Source organism: Rhizobium sp. AN73, assembly GCF_030757975.1.
In the GTDB taxonomy this organism is placed as follows: Bacteria; Pseudomonadota; Alphaproteobacteria; order Rhizobiales; family Rhizobiaceae; genus Agrobacterium; species Agrobacterium arsenijevicii.
The window spans coordinates 2,081,385-2,097,500 of sequence record NZ_JARWME010000001.1 but is presented as its reverse complement, the minus strand read 5'-3'; the positions used below and the strand labels follow the sequence as shown (position 1 = coordinate 2,097,500).

Sequence of the window (16,116 nt, the reverse complement as noted above, 5' to 3'; positions counted from 1 at the left end):
TTCTGGAAACCCTGAAGGCACTGACGACCACCAAAAATACTGAAGAGCTTTCACCGCAGGAACGCCAGGCAATTGTCGCCAAGGCTCTGTCGATTCTCGACATGATTGGCAAGAGCAACATGCAATTGCTCGGGCTCAAGATCGACGCGCCGGACGAAAGCGAAGGGGCGGCAGGCAAAAGGGTCAAGGCCAGCATTGATCGTATCGACATGCAGATGGACAGCCGTAAGCTCAGTTTTGGCCTGAATGGCATGTCGATCGGCAATGGCGTCGACACGATCGAAGTCGCCGAGGCAAGCCTCAACGGCTTTGACTGGAGTTCCACAATCAAGGGTCTGTCCGAAATCGCCGCGCTCGACGAGAAACAGATCGAGACCTTCCCGTTTAACCACCTGATACCGGAACTGGGTACCGTCCGTGTCGGCGGCATCAACGTTGATGTCGCGGCCCCGAAAAAGGAAGAGGGAGAAGAAGAGACGGCGGGCACGCCTGAACGCATCAAATTTTCGCTCAAGAATTTCGAGATGGGACTGACAAAGCCCTTCAATGGCATCCCGACCGATATCGAGATCCGGCAGGATGACCTTTCTGTTCCCATCCCGGCAGATTCGTCGGAGGAAGTTTTTGTCGAAGCGCGCAAACTCGGTTTTGAGGCCCTCGCCCTGTCCTATGCGCTCGCCGCCAGCTGGGACGAACCGAACAAGAACCTGGTGATCCGGGAAATCTCCATGAGCGGCAAGGACATTGGCAGCGTCAATTTTTCCGGTCTGGTGAGTGGGTTCACGGAGGAGTTTTTCTCCTTCGACGTCAATCGCGCTCAGACCGCCGTCCTGGGGCTCGCGGGTCGCGAGGTGAAACTGACGATCAAGGACGAAGGTTTGATGGCCAAGGCGATCAAGCTTTATGCTCTGCAAAACGACATGACCGAGGATCAGGTGCGCGGTGTTCTGACGTTGGTGGCCAGCGTGGGGTTGCAGCAGGTCGCGGCTGAACAGCCGAAGCTCAAGGGTGCAGTGGACGCGCTCGTCCGCTTCATCAGCACTCCGGGAACCCTGACTGTAACTGTCCGATCCAATAGCGCAAACGGCCTCGGTCTTTTTGATCTGGCTTTAGCGTCCGAGAATCCGATGCTTCTTCTCGACAAGGTCGATATCCAGGCGACGGCTGAATAAGCGGTCCGGTCGCGCTCCCAAACGGCTCAAGCTCCAGTTTTCTGAGCTTGAGCCGTTTGAAACAAGGCTTGTAGCAAAGCTCAGATACGCCGCGCCTTGATCGTGTTCATGACGAAGCTGGTCTCAATGGTATCGACGCATTTCAGCTTCGCGATCTTTTCCTTGATGAAACGCTCGTAGTCCTCCAGCCCGCCGCACATGACCTTGAGCATGTAGTCCCTCGACCCCGTGACGAGGTGGCACTCGAGAACCTCGTCCCAATCCAGAACGGCAGCCTCGAACATCCGGATTTCGTCATCGTGCTGGCGGCTGAGGCGGACGGATGCAAGCGCCGTCATGGCCCATCCCTCAATTACCGGATCGATGATCACGGAATACCCCTTGATCACCCCCACCTCCTCCAGCCGTCGAAGCCTCCGCAGACACGCCGATGCCGACAGGCCCACCCGCTCGGCAAGTTCGTTGTTCGTGATCCTTGCATCGGCAAACAGTTCTTTCAGTATCCGCCTGTCGATTGTGTCCGCAATTTTCTGCGACATAAGTGAGAAATCTCCGCAATATATTGCTTCATGAGATAGATGTGCGCTTCAGAATGCAAGGTATTTTGGCCTGATTGGATGTAAGCTGCGGATAGTTCAACGCCTGTTGAAGGGGCTTATCGGCAATGACCGCACCACATCCGTCCAGAACCCATATCGGCAACCACGCTCTCCACCCTGAAACCCAGATGCTCAATTACGGCTACGATCCGGAATTGTCGGAAGGAGCGGTGAAACCGCCGGTGTTCCTGACATCGACTTTCGTCTTCAAGTCGGCGGAAGACGGCCGCGACTTCTTCGACTACGTCTCCGGGCGCAAGGAGCCACCCGCGGGCAAGGGTGCAGGCCTCGTTTATTCGCGCTTCAACCACCCGAACAGCGAGATCGTCGAGGATCGTCTTGCGGTTTACGAACGCACGGAGAGTTGTGCGCTCTTCTCGTCCGGCATGTCAGCCATTTCGACAACACTTTTCGCCTTCGTCCGGCCCGGCGACACCGTGCTCCATTCCCAGCCTTTGTACGGTGGCACGGAGACGCTGCTGGCGAAGACCTTCCATAATTTTGGCGTTTCGGCGGTGGGTTTCGCCGACGGTGTCAGCGAGGCCTCGGTGATATCAGCCGCAGAAACTGCGATGGCGAAAGGCAGGGTGTCCGTCATCCTCATCGAGACCCCCGCCAACCCGACGAACAGCATTGTCGACGTCTCGATGATCAGCCGCGTCGCCGACATGATCGGCCAAAAACAGGGGCACAGGCCGATCGTCGCCTGCGACAACACGCTCCTTGGCCCGGTGTTCCAGCGGCCCATCGAACACGGTGCCGACATCTCGCTCTATTCGCTGACAAAATATGTTGGCGGGCACTCCGACCTCATTGCCGGGGCAGCGCTCGGTCGGAAGGACGTGATGAAGCAGGTGAAGGCTCTGCGTGGCGCGATCGGCACGCAGCTTGATCCGCACTCGTGCTGGATGCTCGGGCGCTCGCTTGAGACGCTGCAAATCCGGATGGAGCGGGCAAACAGCAACGCCAACATTGTCGCTGAATTCCTGAAGGCGCATCCCAAAGTCGAGAGGATCCATTACCTGCCGTTTAACGATCCGGCATCCCCGGTTGGCAAGGTGTTTGCGGTTCAATGCACCGGCGCGGGATCGACCTTCTCGTTTGACATCGCGGGCGGGCAGGCCGCGTCTTTCAAGTTCCTCAACGCGCTGAAGATATTCAAGCTCGCGGTAAGCCTCGGCGGTACGGAGTCCCTCGCCTCTCACCCTGCAACGATGACACATTCGGGTGTTCCGGCCGATGTGCGCCAGCGCATTGGTGTGCTTGATTCCACGATCCGGCTGTCAATCGGCATCGAACATCCCGACGATCTTATCGCCGACCTGACCCTCTCGCTCGATGTCTCCTGACGAAGAGGTAAATGCCACCCTACTCCGCCAATTGCCGTAGCCTCAGACCGAAAGCTCTCTGGCTATCGCACGGCCAGCAATACGTGCGGTCTCCAGAAGCCGTGCAAGATCCATCCCATCGCGGGCCTGAGCGGACATGCCTGCCATGGTGGAGCTGACAAAATCAGTCACTCGTTCAGCCTCGTCGGAATGACGGGCGGAAATGTATTCCCGTAACGTATCCAGCGCCGCCTTGTGGAAAACACGGGCGGTGGCGCGCGCCTCTTCATCATGGCAACCGATGCTTTCCAGAACAAGGCAGCCAGCGGCGGCAGAATCCGCTGCGTAGCGCCGGGCGGCATCTTCCAGCACCGCAGCAAGGCACTCGGCAACCGGACGGTCCGGCCGCAGGATATCCTTAAGGGGTATAGCCTTCGTGCTCGCATAGTGATCGAGGGCGCGCGCAAAAAGGCCGGCCTTGCTGCCGAAAGCGGCGTAGAAGCTTGGCGGGTTGATGCCAAGCGCTGACGTGATTTCCGCAACGCCCACGGCATCGTAACCTCGCGCATGGAACAGGTTCTGGGCAGTGACCACACCCTGATCGGGGTCAAAGCGGCGTGGACGGCCGCGCGGACGCGAATTGGATTTATTTGTATCACTCACTACAAAATACCTTGACGTTGGCCTTATCGAATATTTATGTAGCGATCATTAATTTAATTCGCAAGGAGTTCATATGACCCTCTTCCATGGAAAGTCCGTTCTGGTTCTCGGCGGCAGCCGGGGTATCGGCGCAGCCATCGTGCGTCGGTTCGCAGCCGAAGGTGCCAGAGTAATCTTCACCTATGCCGGATCGCGCGAGGCGGCGGAGCAGCTGGCTGCCGAGACAGGCAGCACCGCCGTCCAGACAGACAGCGCCGACCGTGATGCCGTGATCGCCCGCGTGCGGGAAAGCGGCCCTCTCGATATTCTGGTGGTGAATTCCGGCATCATCATTTTCGGCGATGCACTGGAACAGGATCCGGATGCGATCGACCGTCTTTTTCAGATCAATATCCAGACCCCCTATCACGCCTCGGTGGAAGCTGCGCGGCAGATGCCGGAGGGCGGGCGGATCATCGTCATCGGCTCCGTCAATGGTGACCGGATGCCCGTGCCGGGCATGGCATCCTATGCCGTGAGCAAATCCGCCCTCCAGGGGTTGGCCCGCGGGCTGGCACGGGATTTCGGTCCCCGAGGAATCACGATCAATGTCGTCCAGCCGGGACCGATCGATACCGACGCAAATCCGGAGAGCGGACCGATGAAAGACCTGATGCACAGTTTCATGGCGATCAAACGCCACGGACGACCGGAAGAGGTTGCGGGAATGGTCGCCTGGCTCGCAGGCCCAGAGGCCGGCTTCGTGACGGGCGCGATGCATACGATTGACGGTGCGTTTGGCGCCTGACCAGCGGGATGAGAGGGGCGCGAAAACGTGCGCCCTTCGCCTTGCCGGATTTAACGAAAGACATCCGGCACGCGAACTCTGCGAATGAACCCCGACTGAATAGTCTCTTCAGCTTCCATTCCAACGGGACCGTCTAGAACAAAGACGTTCAACCGCGGTCTTATCCGCCTGAGGAGACAGTCATGATCCGTACGTCTTTCGTTGCAATTGCCCTCTCCGCTCTCGTTGGCTTCACCGCCGCAGCCCCCGCCATGGCCAACGATGTGCGCATCGAACAATATGGCTGGTCCAACTCTGCCGGTGGCGCGCAGGAAGGATATGGCAACCGGATCAGAACCTACCAGAACGGTGGCTACAACCGGATTGTCGGCCATCAATATGGTCGCCATAACCTCTCGGCAGTCGGTCAGGAAGGCAATGGCAATTACGGCTCCACCTACCAGAACGGCAACCGCAACGTGGCCGGCATCGGCCAGTTTGGCTCCAACCACACGACCATCCTGACGCAGGACGGCAATGGCAACATCGCAGCTGGTGTTCAGGTCGGCCACGGTTGCAGCGCCAATGTGAACCAGGGCGGCAACGACAACGTCGCAGCCTTCGTGCAGGCCTGCCCATAAGCGGCCGCGTGCGGATGACGTGAAACCGGTTCAGATCGCAACAGCAGATCATCAGGAGGAAACAACCCATGCCAAATAGCATCAAACATCCGCGCCGCCTGATGGCGATCCTCGCGCTGGCCCTTGTTCCCGTTGGCGCCGTTGCGACAATGACCACTGCCAAACAATCTGACGGGTCGCAGCTTTGCGAAATCAAGGCAACGCCGCAGGCGGGCATGGTGAGACTGGAAGCCTTCGCCAGGGGCGACACCGGTGCTGGCGGGACCTACGCGTTTCATGTCGAAAAATCGGGTGATGGCGGTCGTTCCGTCATCAATCAGGGTGGCGACCTTGATGCCCAAGCGGGACGTTCGCAACTGCTAAGCTCGGTTACGCTCGATGCGAAGGGAGCCCGCTACAAGGCGGTGCTGGATCTCGTGATCGGTGGCAAGAGCTACAGTTGCACCAAGCAGACTGGCGACGATTAAGCGGCCATCCCGCTGTGGAACTGCCATTAAAAAGGGCGCCGGTTTTCGGCGCCCTTTTCTTTTGATTTTACCGAACGACTGAACGCCATGTGAATGGGCAATTCCGTTCGGGTTCAGTTGAAAGATGCGACAGTGGATCATCAGCAAGGCACTGACACACGGAGATAAGAATGACCCACAACGTATTGAAACTTCTTACCATTACTCTGCTTGTCGGCAGCCTCGCGCCAGTGGGATTTTCCACCCCGGCCCATGCCGGAGGCCGGATCTCCTTCGACCTCGCACCCGGCAACGCCACGGATGCGGATCTGTTCTCAACCGGGCTGCGCGCCTATTCGCTTTACCGTGGCTTCAAGGATGCCGACATCAGGCAGCTGGGCCGGGGCAATGCCGCCGGCATCGCCCAGAACGGCGGTGGCAATCTCGGCTTTATCCGGCAACGGGGCAACGGCCATTCCGCAACCTTGCAGCAGAACGGCAACAACAATGCCTATGGCATTTTCCAGTATGGCCGAAACACGGAAACCAACGTCGTGCAGGAAGGCGATAACGGGAGCGGCCTGACATTTAGCTATGGCTGGTAGGGCAATTCCACAACCGTTCTAAAGACGATGTACCCAGTTCCATCGCGGATTTGAGAGGGCGCTTGCCGTAACGCGGGCAGACGCCCTCCCCGCTCAAATCAGCCTGCGTTGCCGGGCACCGGTGTGTTGAGCAGCTGTTGTTCCCACAGATAGGCGATGCCGCTGCCACCGGCGTGCTGCTTGAGAACTTCGGTCAGCTCCGCGGCGTGCTCTGTCCTCGCCCAGTCACGTTGCCACTCCGAAGCCACGGCCAGCCAGGTCATCATGTTCGCCCCCGCGCCGATCATGCGCTGGATGGCGACCTCGTGAGCCTCCACTGAAGTGCCACCCGATGCATCCGTGACCACCGTCACATCCCAGCCTTCGCCAAGCGCCTGGATTGTCGGCATGGCGACGCAGATTTCGGTCCACAGGCCGGCGATGATCAGTTGCTTGCGGCCTGTCGCCTTGACCGCATCCACGACCTTCCGATCCTCCCATGTGTTGATGAAGGTGCGGTCGATTACCTCCTGACCCGGAAACACGTCAGTGATGTGCGGGAAGATCAGACCGCCTCTCGCCGCAATCACGCTGGTCAGGATGGTGGGAACGCCGAAAGCCTTGGCGGTTTTCGCCAGAGCCGTCGTGTTGTTCACCACGGCCTGCGGGTCATGGCTGTTCAGATTGGCAAGCTGGTAGGGCTGGTGGTCGATAAGAACGAGTACCGAATCTTCGGGACGCAGAAGCGAAGCAAGGCCATTACGAAAGGTCATCATTACATCCTTTGCTGCCGTTGTGATCGGCATTGATTTTGCGAGAGACATGCGCCAGCGGCGACGTTGCCTGGCTCCAGTATTGCCGTTCCCATTCGAGATGCGGTAGCGTCGCTTTCTGGCAAGCTGTGTCGCAAATTGGGGAACGCCAAATGGATATCGAAGAACTGCGGACCTTCGTGGAAGTGGCTGATGCCGGGGGAGTTTCGCCTGCGGCACTCCGGCTCGGCGTCTCCAAGTCAATCGTCAGTCGGCGGCTTTTCCGGCTTGAGGCGGAACTCGGCGTCCAGCTGCTGGCACGAACCACAAGAGGCGCCGCGCTCACGGAAGCAGGGTCCATCTTCCGGGATTATGCGGCCAGGGTCTGCGCCGAAATCGACATGGCCAAGGAAACGATCCTGCCTGCCGGTGAACTTCGCGGCCGCTTGCGTGTTGCCCTGCCGCTTTCTTTCGGCCCCACTCACTTCGCACCCATCCTCGCGGAAATGGCGCGCCGTCACCCAAAGCTCCAGATCCAGACATGTTACAGCGACCGCTTCGTCGACCTCATCACAGAAGGTTATGATTGTGCGATACGGGTTGGCTATCTTCAGGACTCAACCTGATCGCAAGGCGCGTCGGACCGATCCACGGGAAGTTCGTCGCGAGCCCGGACTACATCAAGGCGCACGGGTCGCCCGAGACGCCGGAGGAACTCGTCGCGCACGAGGCTCTCATGCAGGGCACCGAAGCCTGGCAGCTCACGGATGGCGACAAGATCATCACGGTTCGTCCGCAGGGGCGTTTCAAGGCAGACAACGGCACGGCTCTGGTTGCTGCCGCAATTGCAGGACTGGGGATCGCCTATCTCCCTGACGGCCTCACCGATGAACACGTCGCCTCCGGAGCGCTTGTGCCGGTCATGACACGTTACCCTCCACCTCCGGCGGGCGCATATGTCATCCGCCCGCCGGGCCAGCATCCTGCACGGAAGATACGGGTTCTCACCGAATTGCTGATTGAGTATTGCGAGCCGGCACCGCATCTCGCTGGTGCCGACCGCTAGAGCATGGCGCTCTGCAACTTGCTCAGCCGCTAACGCATCAATCGCGCCCTATCCATAGACGGCGTTCCTGACATCCCCCGGGAATGCGCCGGACATGCCTTCAAATGCCGTATTGGTGAGTGCGACCACGGAAAGACCGTTTGCGCGGTCGATGAACCAGTTGTGGCCGTAGGCGCCGCCCCATTGCAGCGTGCCCGGCGCTTGCGGCGTGCCGGTTGGCGCGGGATCAACCAATACCGCCCATCCATAACCGAAGCCCCAGCCCGGCCCTTGCGTTTCAGCTTCGGTGCCAACGTGATCGATGGTCATGGCGTCTACTGTTCTGGCGTCGAGGATCGATGCCCCGCCAGTGCGGATCGCCTCCAGAAAACGCAGAACATCGCCTCCCGTACCAGCCATGCCTGCGCCGCCCGAAGGGTAGGACTTGGGATTGAGGATGCGCGACGGCGCGAAGCGCGCGGTCGTGCCGAAAATTGGCACCCTTATTCCATCACTCATCAGCGTCGGCTCGGGATTGCCGTCCGCATAGGCCGCAGCCAGCCGTGACGTTTCCCGGACGGAAAAACCTGTATCTTCAAGCCCAAGCGGGGCCGTCACCTTGTCACGGACGATCTCGGCCAGGCTGCGGCCCTCCAGCTTCTCCAAGATACCGCCGAGCACATCGAGGCCGAGAGAATAGAGCCAGCCCGTGCCGGGCGCGAAAGCGAGAGGAACCGCTGCAAGACGTGACAGGTTTTCCTGCAATGACAGGCCCGGCTGATCGAGGCCGTCAGAGACATCAAGCGTGTGATATGGCCCATCGGACGGTTCGAGAAAACCATAACCGAGGCCGGACGTATGGGTGAGCAGTTGATGGATGGTGATCTCCGGCCGCGTGCCATCAGGCAGAGCAGGACGGAAATCCGGCAGCCATTGCGTCACCGACGCATGAAGGTCGAGCCGCCCTTCCTCCACGAGCCGCATGGTGGCGGCCGTAACAACAGGCTTGGTGATGGAGGCGAGCCGGAAGATCGAATCTTCACGCATCACTGTCCCGGTTTCGCGATCCGAATAACCGGCGGCGCGGTGATGGATGACCTGTCCGTCACGGGCAACGAGCACGACAGCACCAACGATGCGTTTTTCGGCAAGCGCCCTGTCGATCACAGCGTCGATGCGGGCGGGTGCCTCGGAATAATCAGGGAGACTCATGGGATTTCGTCCTCTATAATCACAATGATCGTTCCTGAATAACAAGCTCGAAAGGATATTTCTAGAGTGATCGATGTGAAAAATAGCAAGGCCGTTTCGCGACCACGCGGCCGCCCCCGCGCCTTCGACCGCGACGAGGTGCTGGCAAAGGCTGCGGAGACCTTCTGGCGACTTGGTTATGAGGGCGCGTCTATTGCCGACCTGACGGCGGCGATGGGCATCACGCCGCAAAGCCTCTATGCGGCCTTTACGTCAAAGGCCGATCTCTATCGGGAGGCTCTGGCGTGGTATCAGGCTCATATCGGGGCCTCCACGGCGCGCGCACTTGAAGAGAGCGACGTGGTGGCGGCGCTGGCGAGCGTGCTTCGTGAATCCGCCCATGAATTCACCCGCCCCGGTCGCCCTCATGGTTGTATGGTTTCGACCGCCGTGCTGACCTGTGCTGTCGAGAACGAGCCTGTCGCGCAGCATGTCTCCAGTCTGCGCAATGAAACGCTTGCTGCAATCGAAGCGCGGATCTCGCGTGGCATTGAGGAAGGGCAAATGAAGCGGGCGACCGATGCGGCGGCTCTTGCGCGTTTCGTCGGCGCAATGATTCAGGGCATGTCCGTGCAGGCGCAGGACGGCGCATCAGATACGGCGCTTTTGCCTATAGCAAACCTCGCGATAGCGGAGATCGAACGTCATCGTGCCTGAGGACGCCTGACGGCATATCATTACTTTTGAACTGCGCAGCGAATGACGGGTTGAGATGGTGTCGGGCAAAGGGTATCAGGTGCCTCAATTCCAGGCGGACCTCCCGCGAACAACAAGGCGTATCCTGACATGATCCCGGATTTTCTCGTCACCCATTCCGGTGGCTTCCATGCCGATGAGCTGCTGTCCAGCGTCATCCTGACGCGGCTTTTTCCGCAGGCCCGCATCATCCGCAGCAGGGCGCCGGAATGGATCACCCCCGGCGTGGATCGCATCATTTACGATGTCGGTGGCGCTTATGACGCGACGAAGGGGATCTTCGATCACCACCAGCGCGGCGCGCCGCTCCGCGAAGACGGCCAGCCATACAGTTCGTTCGGACTGATCTGGAAACATTTCGGCCAGGACTATCTTGCCGCCTTCGGCGTTCCCAGCGAACATGTCGAAGCCGTCCAAGCCTCTTTCGATGCCAGCTTTGTGCTGCCGGTCGATCTCGTCGACAATGGCGCGCTCAGCCCCTCCACCGCCGGGCCGCTCGTTGCGCTGACGCTGCCTGTCCTGCTGGAAACTCTGAAACCTGTTTTTGACGAGACCGACCCCGAAGCGGATGATCGCTGTTTCCACGCGGCGCTGGCCATTGCCCGCAGCTTCGTCGAGGCGAAAATTGCCAAAAGCGCCGCGAAATTGCGGGCCGAAGCGCTTGTTACCCAGGCGATCGTCGATACCGGTGAAGGGCGAGTTCTGGAATTGCCGATGGGAATGCCGTTCCGGCCCGCCATCGTGAAGGCCGGTGCCGACCATCTGCTGTTTGTCGTTCACCCGCGCGACAAGGACTGGTGCTTGACCGGCATCCGCCGCGCAGACGAGGGTTTTGAGCTGCGGGCAGACCTGCCGGCGGCATGGGCCGGCCTGACCAATGGCGATCTGGAAGCGGTTTGTGGCGTTGAAGGCGCGAGCTTCTGCCACAACGGCCGCTTTATCGCAGCCGCCAAGACCCGCGACGCCGCACTCGCCATGGCGGAACTGGCTGTGAAAGAGGCGATCTCCCTTGGCGCCGGAAATGTTGTTTCATCGAGCGATGGCGAATGAGTAGGAGATTGCTCGGCAGACGAGCTGGCAAGGCATATCAAATGATATGCCTTTGACGGCCTCCGGTCCGCGTCATTGGCCCTGCCCTCCACTCCCAACGTTACGGAGTTTCACACGATGACCCGATCCAACCCGATCCCCAGCCCTGAAATTCCGCAACAGCGGGTCGAGGCCCGTTACGGGGTGCAAGCCGCCTTTTCGCCGCCCTTCTGGAACGACACCATCGATACGTTGCTGGATCATCGCACCGCACGCGCCTACCTGCCCAAGGCGCTGCCGGACGGTACTCTGGAACTTCTGGTCGCGGCTGCGCAATCAGCGCCGACATCGTCCAATCTTCAGGCGTGGAGCGTGGTGGCGGTTCGGGACAAGGATCGCAAGGCGCGTCTGGCAGGCTTCACGGGTGGCAACAACCATATAAAAGACGCACCTGTTTTTCTCATATGGCTGATCGACCTGAAGCGCTTGCGAACCGTCGCTTCGAACCATGGCAATCAGGGCGAAGGGCTGGATTATCTGGAAAGCTTCCTGATCGGTGCCATCGATGCGGCGCTGGCCGCGCAGAACGCCGTTGCTGCAATCGATTCACTCGGTCTCGGCTCCTGTTACGTGGGTGGCATTCGCAACAAACCGGAGGAGGTTTCCCGTGAACTGAACCTGCCTGCGGAGACGATTGCGGTGTTTGGCCTTACGGTCGGTTATCCCGACCCGACGGTGAAAACCGACGTCAAACCGCGCCTGCCGCAATCATCCATTCTGTTTCATGAGACTTATTCGGAAACGGCGCGGGATGACCTCGATTCCTATGACGATGTCTTGAAGGCGTTTCAGCAAAAACAGGGCCTGCCGCAAAATGGCTGGACAGCACCCATTGCACAGCGTGTGCAAAATGCCGATGCCCTGAAGGGGCGCGCAGAATTGAGTCAAACATTGCGTCGCCTTGGCTTCGCCATCAAATAAATCCGTCCGGTTGCCGGAGGCGCAGCGTGCGTCTCCGGAAATTTACGGAGCCGCCACCTCATCGGCGACCGCAGCATTAGTCGGCAAGAGGACAAGGACCGCGATCGCGCATAGTGCCGTCACTGCGGCAAGCCACCAGCAAAGTGTCGAAAACGCGGTCTGGTAGGCATCCCGCAACAGGTCGTCGCCGATGTGGGACGACATTGCCGCTGCCCCCGCCAGATCGCCGACCGCCAGACGCTGCCCCGTCTGGTTCAAGAGAGACGTGGACAAGGGTGTCAGGTGACCGAGCGATGCGGAGGTCAATGCCGATAGAGCGGCGCTGACGATTGCAAGCGCGATACCTTCACCGGCAACCCGCACGGTACTGAATATGCCGGTCGCCATTCCTGCGCGCTCCACAGGCACGACACCGACCGACAAGCCGTCCATCAGACCCCAGGGCAGGCCTGCGCCCACGCCGATGACGAACATGGGCAGAACGATCGTGGCGCCATCCTCAGCTGTAAAACCGGCAAGCCAGACGAGGCCGGTGGCGGCGATCAGCAGGCCGATACCGCAGAGTATGCCCGGGGAAACATGGCGCGCCAGCATCGTCGCGACTATGGGCACCACAAGCATCGGAGCAGACAGTCCCAGCATGATGAACCCTGCCCCGAGCGCTCCATGTTGCTCGATGCCGATCAGGCGCAACGGGATTATGACCAGAAGGACAACGAAGCAGGCGCAGGTGGCAATCGGCAGCAGTTGCACACCCACGAAACGAGGATAACGGAACAGCGACAGGTCCAGCATCGGCCGCGCCGCGCGGATTTCGATCACGACGAAGGCCGCCAGCGAAAGCACAAATCCTGCGCTGAAAGCGATGATGCCGACATGCCCCATAACTGGCAGCTCGATCATCGCGACGGTGAACAGGGTGAGCGTCAGGGTAAAGCTCGCCGCACCCAGCCAGTCGAGTTCCGCCGCATCGGGATCCCTCGTTTCGCGCATCCGTGGCGGGCCGAGGATCAGGGCGAGGAGACCGATCAGACCGCCGGCAAGGAATATCGCCCGCCATCCGACTGTTTCGATCATCAATCCTGTCAGCAGCGGGCCGGAAGCAAGACCGACCCCGAAGGTCGTTCCAAGCAGCCCGAAGGCGCGTGTCCTTGCGTGGCCGTCAAATTCCTGCGCAAGTGCGGCCGTTCCGCCAGCCAAGGCGGCAGCGGCGCCCACGCCCTGACCGGCACGCAGCAGGTCGATGATCCAGACCGACGGCGCCAGCCCAAGAGCGAAGGAAAACCCGGTAAACAGCGCAAGGCCAATCAAGAACACCCGTCTTCTGCCATATCGATCGGCTAGCGCTCCGGCTGCCATCAACAGGCTGCCGAATGCCAGCATGAAGGCATTAGTGATCCAGGTGAGAGATTCCGGTGATCCGCCAAGATCCTGCCCAATCGCCGGTGTTGCAACTGCACCGGCGGAAAAGTTCAAGGGAAGCGTCAGGGCGGCAAGACATACCGCCACCAGTACCGAATTTCGGCTGGCGGAGGCTCTGGGAGGGGCGTCGATCATGCGAACTCCAGTGGTGAAAATGGTATCGCGACATCAAGGTCGCGTATCGGGCTGCATTCTCATCAAGTGACATGAATTCGACAATCAGCCTTGCGGGCCTTTCATTACGGATCAAAATTCTCTAATCATTGGTCATGGATAAGCTAAGTGAGATCGATGCCTTCGTCCGCGTTGCCGAAAGGCTGAATTTTGCCAAGGCCGGGCAGAGCCTCGGGCTGTCTCCTTCTGCGGTTGGGAAAAGTGTCGCCCGGCTGGAAGCGTCATTGGGTGTGCGGCTGTTCAACCGCACCACACGGCAGGTCTCCCTGACCAATGAAGGGGCAATGTTGTTTGAGCGATATCGGACGATCCTGACCGACCTGCGCGATGCCCACGAGGCTGTCACGGACAATCTGGCCCTGCCGCGCGGCAGTCTTCGCGTAACACTTCCGACAATCGGATACCGCTTTCTGCTGCCGATCGTGCCTGAATTTCGTCAGCGTTATCCCGACATCGATCTGGAACTCGACTTTAACGACCGGCGCGTCGATCTGATCGAAGGCGGCTTCGACGCAGCTATCCGCAGCGGCGAGCTCGACGATTCCAGCCTGATGGCGCGACGTCTGGGTCCGTTCCGGTTCATTTTATGCGCATCGCCAGACTATTTTCAACGAATGGGCACGCCCCGGCACCCAAACCAATTGTCAGAGCACGAAGCGCTGCGCTTCCGCTTTCCCACCTCGGGAAAGTTTCAGGAATGGCGGCTGGAAAACGGCGATAACCCCTTGTCGAGCATGCGTGTCGCCCTCACCTGCGGCAATATGGAGGCGATACGGGCAGCGGCGATTGACGGGCTGGGCCTCGCCTACATGCCCGAATTCCTGGCCACGGACGCCATCCGGGATGGCTTGCTCAAGACGGTATTGAACGAACATCTCGCCGCACCGGGGCAATTTTCGATAGTCTGGCCGTCAGCGCGTTTCATAACCCCGCGGCTGCGTGTTTTCATCGATTTCGCGATCGAAAAGCTGTTTGCCGAAACCTGATCGAATGGGCTCCTTTGCGGACTTGTTCCTCGTGCCCTTAAATCCCACATTGCCGAAGATATTTTTTGTTAGTGAGTACCCATGAACACGTCGGCTTCTTTGCCCATAAACACCGAACGCCTTATCCTCCGTCAATTCCGTCCTGCAGATTTACCGTCCTATGCCGACTATCACGGGCGGGAAGACGTCTACAGGTTCCTCTACGCCTCGCCACCTGAAAAGGAGGCGCTTGAAGCTCAATTTGCTTCAATGCTGTCGGCACCTTTTGAAAATGATGGAGATACCCTGCGCTTGGCGGTGGTCCGCCGCAACGATCAGGCGGTAGTCGGGGAAGTGCTTCTGAAAATCGCCAGTAAAACTGCGTTGCAGGCGGAAGTCGGTTATATTTTCAACCCTTCCTTTTCGGGACAAGGATATGCGACCGAAGCTGTGCGCGCGATAATCAGCCTTGGCTTCGACCAGCTTGGTTGCCACAGAATTTTTGCGCGGCTGGACACCCTCAATCACGGATCAATTGGTATCGTTGAGCGTCTCAAAATGCGCAGAGAAGCGCATCTGGTTCAAAACGATCGCTTCAATGGAAATTGGGGCGACGAGTTCATCTATGCGGTTCTGAAATCCGAGTGGCATGCATGAGATCGGCTGCAAGGCTGTCGTCATCGGTCAATCTGAAAAACCGCCATGCCGGGCAATAAGCGCAACAACGAAATCCATCACAGCGCGGACGGAAGGCGTCTTGCGCAAATCCCGATGGACCAGAAGCCAGATGTCCCGCGAGAAAGCCGGGATGTCCTTGCCGACCGGCACCAGATTCGGGTCGGCATCTCCGAGAAAACAGGGAAGCCCGGCAACGCCAGCGCCAGCGCGCACTGCAATCAAATGCCCGCTGATGTCGTTCAGTTCGCACGCTATCGGCCTTGTGCCGGCAATGCCCAGCAACCACTTCTGTTGCGGCATGTCGGCGAAGCTCTCGTCGTAAGCGATAAATTGCCATCGATCTGGTGCATCGCGATGCACATAGTCGCTCCGCGCATAGAGACCGAAGGCCATTGTCCCAAGTTTTCGCGTGAAGCTACCGTTTTCCTCGGGCCGCACTAAACGGAGAGCAACATCCGCTTCCCTGCGGCTGAGCGACACCTGCTGCGCCTGCGCCGCGAGGGAAAGCCGGATATCCGGATAGCGCGATCGAAACTGCGCGAGATGCTGCGCTAGCACATGCGCGGCCAGCACCGGCGGAGCGCTGAGCGTTACCTTGCCGACAAGCGGCGTATGCGCAGCCCGCGCAATCCGGGCAATGCCATCCGCCGCATTTTCCATCGCGATGGCCTGATCGAAGACCTGCTGGCCAATTGTCGTCAGGCGAGACGATCGCGGCAGGCGGTCGACCAGCGTCACATCCAGTTCGGCTTCGAGCGCAGCCAGCCGGCGGCTGATGGTGGCGTGGTCAACCTTCAAGGCCCGCGCAGCACCGGACAGGGTGCCGCTGCGTGCCACGGCGAGGAAATGACGAAGATTTTCCCAATCGGTCATCTGTGCGATTCCTCCAGCTTCACTGGCATATATACCGAATTTCCGCACGGA

Annotated in this window: 17 protein-coding genes and 1 pseudogene (1 of these 18 cut by a window edge); 12 read left to right on the top strand and 6 right to left on the bottom strand. The window is 59.5% G+C overall.

Annotated elements, in window-relative coordinates; genetic code table 11:
* A protein-coding gene (locus tag RBH10_RS09450) for a hypothetical protein (protein WP_281039455.1) crosses the window boundary here: on the top strand, nucleotides 1-1,172 show its 3' portion. It extends 844 nt beyond the left edge of the window; the window shows 1,172 of its 2,016 coding nt (coding positions 845-2,016); its start codon lies beyond the left edge, outside the window; its stop codon occupies nucleotides 1,170-1,172.
* 80 nt (nucleotides 1,173-1,252) lie between these two features.
* Here RBH10_RS09450 and RBH10_RS09445 read toward each other — a convergent pair whose 3' ends face one another.
* Nucleotides 1,253-1,711, bottom strand: coding sequence for an Lrp/AsnC family transcriptional regulator (locus tag RBH10_RS09445; RefSeq protein WP_281039454.1), 459 nt, complete (start codon nucleotides 1,709-1,711; stop codon nucleotides 1,253-1,255).
* Nucleotides 1,712-1,836: 125 nt separating this feature from the next.
* Between RBH10_RS09445 and RBH10_RS09440 the strand changes: the two genes are divergently transcribed.
* On the top strand, nucleotides 1,837-3,120 hold the full coding sequence (locus RBH10_RS09440; RefSeq protein WP_281039453.1) for a cystathionine gamma-synthase family protein: 1,284 nt from the start codon (nucleotides 1,837-1,839) through the stop codon (nucleotides 3,118-3,120).
* A gap of 42 nt (nucleotides 3,121-3,162) precedes the next feature.
* Here RBH10_RS09440 and RBH10_RS09435 read toward each other — a convergent pair whose 3' ends face one another.
* Nucleotides 3,163-3,762 (bottom strand): TetR/AcrR family transcriptional regulator, encoded by a 600-nt coding sequence (locus RBH10_RS09435; RefSeq protein ID WP_281039452.1) that lies wholly within the window; start codon nucleotides 3,760-3,762, stop codon nucleotides 3,163-3,165.
* A gap of 73 nt (nucleotides 3,763-3,835) precedes the next feature.
* Here RBH10_RS09435 and bdcA point away from each other — a divergent pair, with 73 nt between their 5' ends.
* The 4 genes from bdcA to RBH10_RS09415 all read left to right on the top strand — a co-directional run bounded on the left by bdcA (nucleotide 3,836) and on the right by RBH10_RS09415 (nucleotide 6,220).
* The gene (bdcA, locus tag RBH10_RS09430) at nucleotides 3,836-4,549 is read left to right on the top strand and encodes an SDR family oxidoreductase (protein ID WP_045022855.1); all 714 of its coding nucleotides are present in this window, start codon (nucleotides 3,836-3,838) and stop codon (nucleotides 4,547-4,549) included.
* A gap of 182 nt (nucleotides 4,550-4,731) precedes the next feature.
* A complete protein-coding gene (locus RBH10_RS09425; RefSeq protein WP_045022856.1) occupies nucleotides 4,732-5,169 on the top strand; it encodes a curlin in 438 nt (145 codons plus the stop codon).
* A gap of 68 nt (nucleotides 5,170-5,237) precedes the next feature.
* Complete coding sequence (gene csgH / locus RBH10_RS09420) at nucleotides 5,238-5,636, top strand: curli-like amyloid fiber formation chaperone CsgH (protein WP_281039451.1); 399 nt, start codon at nucleotides 5,238-5,240, stop codon at nucleotides 5,634-5,636.
* A gap of 170 nt (nucleotides 5,637-5,806) precedes the next feature.
* On the top strand, nucleotides 5,807-6,220 hold the full coding sequence (locus RBH10_RS09415) for a curlin (protein ID WP_281039450.1): 414 nt from the start codon (nucleotides 5,807-5,809) through the stop codon (nucleotides 6,218-6,220).
* 98 nt (nucleotides 6,221-6,318) lie between these two features.
* Here the strand turns inward: RBH10_RS09415 and RBH10_RS09410 are convergent, their stop codons facing one another.
* Nucleotides 6,319-6,972 (bottom strand): hydrolase, encoded by a 654-nt coding sequence (locus RBH10_RS09410; RefSeq protein WP_045022895.1) that lies wholly within the window; start codon nucleotides 6,970-6,972, stop codon nucleotides 6,319-6,321.
* A 152-nt stretch (nucleotides 6,973-7,124) separates the two neighbouring features.
* Between RBH10_RS09410 and RBH10_RS09405 the strand changes: the two are divergent.
* A pseudogene (locus RBH10_RS09405) lies at nucleotides 7,125-8,017 on the top strand (LysR family transcriptional regulator).
* Nucleotides 8,018-8,065: 48 nt separating this feature from the next.
* On the opposite strand, the gene RBH10_RS09400 reads toward RBH10_RS09405, so the two are convergent.
* Entirely contained in the window at nucleotides 8,066-9,208 is a 1,143-nt protein-coding gene (locus tag RBH10_RS09400; RefSeq protein ID WP_281039448.1) for a serine hydrolase, read from the bottom strand.
* Between the two features lie 66 nt (nucleotides 9,209-9,274).
* Here RBH10_RS09400 and RBH10_RS09395 point away from each other — a divergent pair, with 66 nt between their 5' ends.
* The 3 genes from RBH10_RS09395 (at nucleotide 9,275) to RBH10_RS09385 (ending at nucleotide 11,953) form a co-directional block, all read left to right on the top strand.
* Complete coding sequence (locus RBH10_RS09395) at nucleotides 9,275-9,904, top strand: TetR/AcrR family transcriptional regulator (RefSeq protein ID WP_281039447.1); 630 nt, start codon at nucleotides 9,275-9,277, stop codon at nucleotides 9,902-9,904.
* Nucleotides 9,905-10,033: 129 nt separating this feature from the next.
* Nucleotides 10,034-10,993 carry an MYG1 family protein gene (locus tag RBH10_RS09390; protein ID WP_281039446.1) on the top strand — a complete coding sequence of 320 codons (960 nt, stop codon included), beginning with the start codon at nucleotides 10,034-10,036 and terminating at the stop codon, nucleotides 10,991-10,993.
* 117 nt (nucleotides 10,994-11,110) lie between these two features.
* The gene (locus RBH10_RS09385; RefSeq protein ID WP_281039445.1) at nucleotides 11,111-11,953 is read left to right on the top strand and encodes an NADPH-dependent oxidoreductase; all 843 of its coding nucleotides are present in this window, start codon (nucleotides 11,111-11,113) and stop codon (nucleotides 11,951-11,953) included.
* A 42-nt stretch (nucleotides 11,954-11,995) separates the two neighbouring features.
* Here the strand turns inward: RBH10_RS09385 and RBH10_RS09380 are convergent, their stop codons facing one another.
* Nucleotides 11,996-13,510 carry an MFS transporter gene (locus RBH10_RS09380; RefSeq protein WP_281039444.1) on the bottom strand — a complete coding sequence of 505 codons (1,515 nt, stop codon included), beginning with the start codon at nucleotides 13,508-13,510 and terminating at the stop codon, nucleotides 11,996-11,998.
* A 134-nt stretch (nucleotides 13,511-13,644) separates the two neighbouring features.
* Here RBH10_RS09380 and RBH10_RS09375 point away from each other — a divergent pair, with 134 nt between their 5' ends.
* Both RBH10_RS09375 and RBH10_RS09370 read left to right on the top strand, forming a co-directional pair.
* The gene (locus tag RBH10_RS09375) at nucleotides 13,645-14,535 is read left to right on the top strand and encodes a LysR substrate-binding domain-containing protein (protein ID WP_281039460.1); all 891 of its coding nucleotides are present in this window, start codon (nucleotides 13,645-13,647) and stop codon (nucleotides 14,533-14,535) included.
* Between the two features lie 81 nt (nucleotides 14,536-14,616).
* The gene (locus RBH10_RS09370) at nucleotides 14,617-15,171 is read left to right on the top strand and encodes a GNAT family N-acetyltransferase (protein ID WP_281039443.1); all 555 of its coding nucleotides are present in this window, start codon (nucleotides 14,617-14,619) and stop codon (nucleotides 15,169-15,171) included.
* Between the two features lie 27 nt (nucleotides 15,172-15,198).
* Here the strand turns inward: RBH10_RS09370 and RBH10_RS09365 are convergent, their stop codons facing one another.
* A complete protein-coding gene (locus RBH10_RS09365; protein ID WP_281039442.1) occupies nucleotides 15,199-16,065 on the bottom strand; it encodes a LysR family transcriptional regulator in 867 nt (288 codons plus the stop codon).
* Nucleotides 16,066-16,116: the final 51 nt, after the last annotated feature.